Here is a 2876-nt window from a genome sequence, read left to right on the forward strand (position 1 = left end):
CGGCGTTTGCGGGCGGTCAGAGCTTCCGGGCGATCGTCAGGCCGTCCGAGACCGCCAGCAGCACGGCCTGAACACGATCATCGGTGGTCACCGCCTGGTTGAATGCCCGGATCGCCTGGACGTTCGCCTGCTGGTTCGTCTCATCCAGGACGTTGCCGCCTTGCAGCACGTTGTCGGCGACGATCAGTCCACCCGTGCGCATCCGGGGAACCAGCAGGTCGAAGTAGGCCTGGTAGGAGGTTTTGTCCGCATCGACAAAGGCGATGCCGTAGGTGGGCTCGGCGGGCAGCGCGGCGATGGTGGCCGCGGCCGGGCCGAGCCGTAGTTCGATCCGGTCGTCGAGGCCGGAGCGTGTCCAGTACGCACGCGCGAGCGAGGTCCATTCCTCGCTCGCGTCGCAACAGAGCAACTGCCCGTCCGCGGGCAGGCCACGGGCGATACATATCGACGAGTATCCGGTGAACGTGCCGATTTCGATCGCTCTGCGTGTGCCCGTACTGGCCGTCAGAATAGTCAGCAGCGTGCCGAGTTCGGCTCCGATCCGCATGTGGGAGACCTCGCTGAACCGCCGCCGTGTCTCCTCGGCGAGTTCGGTGAGAAGCTCATCCGGCGGTGAGCTGTGGGCTACGACGTAGGGCTGGATACCGTGTGCGAGGATCGGTGAGTCAGTTGCACGATCAAAATTAGACATACAGGTATGCTACTAGCCTGTTCTGGCTCCATCTCGGGCCGCTGATCGACCCACGTGCGAACCTGGCCGTTTGATGGTCGAGAAACGTGGAGCAACCGGCAACAGGGGAAACGGCATCGCGGGGTTGTCGCGGGGCTGGGGCACGCGCCTTGTGTCATCGCCCCCTATCCATCATCCCTATCCATCGCCGCGCGACGCATGGGTACCCTGGCTCGTCGGTCGCCACCCGCCACCTTCGGTGACCCCCGCGCCGTCTCGCGATCCAGCCGCCCCAAGCCTGTTTCTTGATTCATGCTCTATTGCCGAGCATTCTTAGCGGCTCCGGCAATAGGGCGTTCGAGCAGTGAGCGGCTCATCCGCGCCCGATCCGGCAAGGCGGCGGAGGAAGGCGCCCTGGTGTTGGGCACCGACTGACGACAACGCGGCCGGGCGGGATGCGGGAAGCCACGAGCCGGCTAGTCCTATTCTCGGGCGCCCTAAGTAGCAAGATCGTTACTTTTGGTATGAAAAGCGTTGGCAACGGTATGCCGGGAACGTACGTCACCGGATGGCGGTTTGACAGCTCCCCGCGTTGGGCGGCAGGCTTGCGGTGCGGCACCTCGTTCGGTGAGGCGTCTGCACGGACACAGGCCACTGACCCCGAACGTCGAGAGACGCCCCGGGTCAGGACAGCTCTCCCCGAGCTAAGGGGTGGGCCCAGGTGGCTTCCTGGTTGGGATTACGCCGTGCAGTGCCAAAGCTCTGACGAGGAGGGGTGTTCCGCACGTGGCCCCGTTCTGAACGGGCTCGGTTCGTGCGATCACTGCCTGTGCGTGTGAACTGAACTGTGCCTACGGGCGCCCGGTCGTGAGAGGAGGTGGCGGGATGAGTCCCGGCCATAGTCCGCGTCTGTCCTGGGCTGGCTCGGCGACCCCCGCCGCCTGAGCCCGGCCCCTTCCGATACGAGGATTTCACCGCTGGACGCGAACGCAGCGGACTAGGCAACGCGGGTGGACTGGGCAACGCGGGTGGACTGGAGCCTGGGCCCGACTCATGGGTTGCTTCGGTAGGCGCGCTGGATCAACGAGTGCTCCGGCACCATGCTGCCTACGGGCGCGGCCCTCAAGCCCCTCGAGGAGCTGGCGTGATGACCGTGATGGAGAACGCGTTCTACACCGAGGGCCGGCGTTTCGCGCAACCGAACTCGCTCGGTGAGACCTACCAACTGCTGCGTGAGCGCTATGACGAACACAAGCAGGACCTCGCATGGATCGGCCTGGTCCGCCCGGACCAGCGGGAGATCGCCTCGATCGCGAGCGAGTTCGACCTGCATGAGCTCGCGGTCGAGGATGCCGTGCAGGCGCACCAGCGACCGAAGCTGGAGCGGTACGGGAAAACCCTCTTCGTGGTGCTGCGGGCGGCGCGTTACAACGACATGCGGGAGGAGGTCGAGTTCTCTGAGCTGCATGTCTTCATCGGAGACGATTTTGTAATTACTGTGCGTCATGGTGATGCCCCGGATCTACCGAGGGTTCGGCAGCGGATGGAGTCCGATCCAGGGCTGCTCGCCAGAGGACCGGAGGCGGTGCTGTACGCGATTCTCGACCGGGTCGTGGACGACTACGCGCCGGTGGTGGCGGGGCTGGAGAACGACATCGACGAGATCGAGACCGAGGTGTTCCGGGGGGAGCCCGAGGTGAGCCGGCGCATCTACGAGCTGTCTCGGGAGGTCATCGAGTTCCAGCGGGCTACCAAGCCGTTGCTCGGGATGCTGGAGGCGTTGGCGGCCGGGTTCGTCAAGTACGGCGTGGACGCCGAGCTGCAACAGTACCTGCGCGACGTTTCCGATCATGTTGTCCAGGTGGTGGAGCGGATCGAGGGCTTCCGCCAGCTGTTGCAGAACATCCTCACGGTGAACGCGGCCCTGGTCGGGCAGCGGCAGAACGAGGAAATGAAAATTTTGACAGAGGCGAGCCTGGAACAGAACGAGGAAGTCAAAAAGATCTCCGCATGGGCGGCGATCCTGTTCGCTCCGACACTGGTCGGCACTGTGTACGGGATGAACTTCGACGGCATGCCGGAACTGCGCTGGGCGTACGGCTATCCGTTCGCGATGGCGCTCATGCTCGCCGTCTGCGTCACGCTCTTCATGGTCTTCCGGAACCGGCGATGGCTGTGACCACACCGGCACAGCCGATCCTGGCTG

At 64.6% G+C, this 2876-nt stretch carries 2 protein-coding genes and 1 riboswitch; of the genes, one reads left to right on the plus strand and one right to left on the minus strand.

Going from position 1 to position 2876, the window contains the following annotated elements; translation table 11 throughout:
• Positions 1–16: 16 nt before the first annotated feature.
• A complete protein-coding gene (locus MJ783_RS15880; RefSeq protein ID WP_239311223.1) occupies positions 17–691 on the minus strand; it encodes an O-methyltransferase in 675 nt (224 codons plus the stop codon).
• Between the two features lie 591 nt (positions 692–1282).
• Positions 1283–1450: riboswitch (M-box (ykoK) riboswitch) on the plus strand.
• Positions 1451–1817: 367 nt separating this feature from the next.
• On the opposite strand from MJ783_RS15880, the gene corA reads away from it, so the two are divergent.
• On the plus strand, positions 1818–2849 hold the full coding sequence (gene corA, locus MJ783_RS15885; protein WP_239311224.1) for a magnesium/cobalt transporter CorA: 1032 nt from the start codon (positions 1818–1820) through the stop codon (positions 2847–2849).
• Positions 2850–2876: the final 27 nt, after the last annotated feature.

This window comes from Protofrankia sp. Cj3 (assembly GCF_917627355.1).
Taxonomy (GTDB): domain Bacteria; phylum Actinomycetota; class Actinomycetes; order Frankiales; family Frankiaceae; genus Protofrankia.

Excerpts from the sequence above, each read along its gene's own strand:
- MJ783_RS15880 (WP_239311223.1), bottom strand. The coding sequence starts at position 691 with ATGTCTAATTTTGATCGTGCAACTGACTCACCGATCCTCGCACACGGT.
- corA (WP_239311224.1), top strand. The coding sequence starts at position 1,818 with ATGACCGTGATGGAGAACGCGTTCTACACCGAGGGCCGGCGTTTCGCG.